Genomic DNA, 3413 nt, shown 5'->3' with positions numbered 1-3413 from the left:
CAAATATAAAAAATCGTTTTATGTATTTAATAATTCTTTTGCATTCTGTATCGCCGCATCGGAAAGTCCATCGCCACTCAACATTTTTGCAATTTCATTTATTCTTTCATTTTCATTGAGTAAGCTAATTTCCGAAGTAGTCCTCTCTTTTTCTGAACTTTTAGAAACAAAGAAATGACTTTCTCCTTTAGAAGCTATTTGTGGTAAGTGCGTAATACTAATAACTTGCATAGATTCCGCCATCCGAACCATTATCCTGCCTACCTTATCTGCCACTTCGCCTGAAACACCAGTATCAATTTCATCAAATATTATAGTAGGCATTGCTATTAATTTTGAAACAACGGACTTAATTGCCAACATCAATCGAGATAACTCCCCTCCAGAGGCAACTTTGCTCAGTTCTTGTAGAACGCTTCCTTTATTTGCACTAAACAAAAACTGAACCTTATTTCTGCCTGTCCGATTTAATTCTAAAGACTGATCAAATGAAATATTCAGTTGAGCATCAGACATAGACATCAATGAAAGTAATTTATGTACCTCGTTCTCGACATCAAGCAAAACGTTCTTTCTTGATTTAGTAAGCATATCTGATTTCTTGATCAAAACTGAATTCAATTCATCAAGCTCCGCGCCTAACTTCTTAATCTCATTTTCTAGAGTTGAAATATTAATGAGCCTATCACTGAATTCATTTTTTAAAAGAATGAGTTCTTGAATGTCATTTTTATTGTGTTTGTGTAGAAGAGAATTAATCAAATCCTGCCTATAAGAGAGCTCTATTAATTTCTCACCGTCATATTCAATACCATTAGACAGGATTTCCAATTCACTGTGTATATCCTTTAATTCGAGATAACAGCTTTCCAGCCTTAGGAGTTGATCTTCCGAGGTCGAACTATATATCGAAATACTTCTAATTAGCCCATTTATTTCGTTTAGCTGATTAAGAATATTCAAGTCACCCTCTTGCAAACCGTAAATTGCTTTCTCTAAGTTCGATTTTATCTCTTCGCTATTATTCAGCAGATCTACTTGTCTCTTCAATCCTTCTAATTCATTTTCTTGCAGGTCGGCATCCTCCAACTCATCAAATAGAAACTGGTAGTAATCGCGATCTGTTCTTGATTTAGTGTCTTCCAATACAAGTTCGTCGTACTTAGCTTTCAGTGTAGAATACTGTTTAAAGGAAACTTTATATTCTGAGAGTATCTTTTCATTTTGTGCATATGCATCAACAATTTCTAATTGAACGGAACTAGAGTTAAGACTCCTCATATCGTGTTGAGAATGAACATCCAATAAATAGCTACCCAATTCCCTTAGAATATCCAGCTTAACTGGAGTATCGTTTACAAAAGCTCTTGATTTACCTGAAGTATTTATCTCTCTTCTAATTGTTGTTTGTAATTCAAAGTCCAATTCGTTTTTATTAAAAAAGGCTTCAAGAGAGTAGCTTTTAATATTAAAGACTCCTTCTACAATACATTTCTTATCCTTCTCAAAAAGAACATTGCTATCCGACCTCTGCCCAGTAATTAATCTAAGTGCACCGATTAGGATAGACTTTCCTGCTCCTGTCTCACCTGTAATTATTGACAAGCCATTGGATATCTCAATATCCAATTCTTTAATTAGTGCATAGTTTCGAATAGAGAGGCGCTGAAGCATATCTGGTATTACGTTAAACTATCGTGGCTTGAGTATCTTATTGTATTTGGAAACATTAGTCGGGTTAATTCGAGATAATAACTGAACGACCTGTTTCTTTTCGTCTTCGTAAGCCTTGGAAAATATATTTACAATTTCTTCCACCTTGGCACCAAAAAACAATTGCATGTTAAAGGAATTGGGTCTGGCACTATTTAACTTCCTGAGGAGTTTTAAACTTTCAAAAATCACACCTCTTCCTTTATCTACATCACTGTGCATAACATCTAATCCTTTTCTATGGTAATCGTAATTACATTCTCTTAGAGGAGAGAATGCATCATTTAAGGTATTCTCAACTAACCAATATCTGTTCTTTCTACCCTCATAAGCTTTCCAACCAGATTCCTTTGCGTTTTGTGCATAACCCACAATCTGTTGAGCTTTTTGGAAGTTTTCAGTACCTCCATTGAGTTCATAAGAATCGTAATCCATTGCTAGTATTATATAGGCGTAATATGCCAAAACGGAAGACAAATTATCGCCAAAGCTAGATGTGTTGAGTTCAATAGGATCGTACTCTAAATATGTGAAATCAAAATCGTCGTCGTTATAATTAAACAATACAGAACTAAACGATGTTTTATATACCGGTCTTCTTGTTTGAATTTGAATTGATGCTTTGAACTTGTCGGTTCCCATTCGCTCCATTACGTTAATAAACAAGCTGCATTCTATTCTTTCCTCATTCTTATATTCATCTTCCGTCCATTTCGTGTTATTCATAAATTCACGCATAGCTGTTTGCATGGTAGTAAATACACGCTTATCTGTTCCTTGAATTTTATCTGAACGAACTGTAACACGACAATTTAGTTCTTGAGCGCTAAGGAATGAGCTGAATTGAAATAAGAATAATAAAACAAAAATGGAACGCATTATATAAGACTAATTACCTTTTTAATAATGTCTTTTGCTACTTCAAGCTTATGCTTTAATTTAAAAGATGTTACGTTATTGTCTCTATCAATAATACTTATCTTATTGGTAAAGTGTTGAAATCCAGCTCCGGCATCATTCAATGAATTAAGAACAATAAAATCCAAGTTTTTGTTTTTCAATTTCTTCTTGGCATGAGCCTCTTCATCGTTGGTTTCTAAAGCAAAACCTACTAATATTTGACTCTCTGATTTTAACTCACCTATTTTCTTAAGTACATCCGAAGTCGATTTTAACGCAATTGAAGTTTTGGGATCCTTCTGCTTTTTAATCTTTTGAGTATGCTTTACTTCTGGTGTGAAATCGGCAACAGCCGCAGCCATTATAATTATATCCTGTTCTTTATAGCTATCTACACAAGCTTCGTAAAGATCTTGAGCGGATACAATATCTATTCTTGCTATACCATCATCAACAATATCCAAATTTGTAGGTCCACATATTAACGTAACATCCGCTCCATGCTTTGCCGCTTCATTGGCTATTGAGAAACCCATTTTCCCAGAAGAATGATTGCCAATAAACCGAACGGGATCAATTGCTTCATATGTAGGTCCGGCAGTAACCATCACTTTTTTACCTTTTAACGGAAGACTTTTCCTTAATTGCTCATTAATGAACTCAATGATATTATCAGGTTCCGCCATTCTACCCTCACCTATGAGACCACTTGCCAACTCACCTTCTTCTGGTGGGATCAAATGATGACCAAAATCTGCGAGTTGCATTAAATTCTTGGTTGTAGATGGATGTTGAAACAT

General features: G+C 34.8%; 3 protein-coding genes. All 3 read right to left on the bottom strand.

Translation table 11 applies throughout. From position 1 onward, the window contains the following. Positions 1-18 precede the first annotated feature (18 nt). Complete coding sequence (gene recN / locus HRT72_14115) at positions 19-1674, bottom strand: DNA repair protein RecN (GenBank protein NQY68845.1); 1656 nt, start codon at positions 1672-1674, stop codon at positions 19-21. Positions 1675-1692: 18 nt separating this feature from the next. After that, positions 1693-2592: a DUF4835 family protein gene (locus tag HRT72_14110; GenBank protein NQY68844.1), complete on the bottom strand. Its 900-nt coding sequence runs from the start codon at positions 2590-2592 to the stop codon at positions 1693-1695. Further along, positions 2592-3413, bottom strand: an 822-nt coding sequence (coaBC, locus tag HRT72_14105) for a bifunctional phosphopantothenoylcysteine decarboxylase/phosphopantothenate--cysteine ligase CoaBC (protein NQY68843.1), incomplete at its 5' end; no start/stop codon positions are given. The genes coaBC and HRT72_14110, both read right to left, overlap by 1 nt.

Source organism: Flavobacteriales bacterium (assembly GCA_013214975.1).
In the GTDB taxonomy this organism is placed as follows: domain Bacteria; phylum Bacteroidota; class Bacteroidia; order DT-38; family DT-38; genus DT-38.
The sequence above is the reverse complement of the archived record's forward strand: the minus strand, read 5'-3'. Positions and strand labels throughout refer to the sequence as shown.

What these genes read in the sequence shown, in the direction of transcription:
- HRT72_14110 (NQY68844.1), bottom strand. Translation starts at nt 2,592, where the DNA reads ATGCGTTCCATTTTTGTTTTATTATTCTTATTTCAATTCAGCTCATTC.
- recN (NQY68845.1), bottom strand. Translation starts at nt 1,674, where the DNA reads ATGCTTCAGCGCCTCTCTATTCGAAACTATGCACTAATTAAAGAATTG.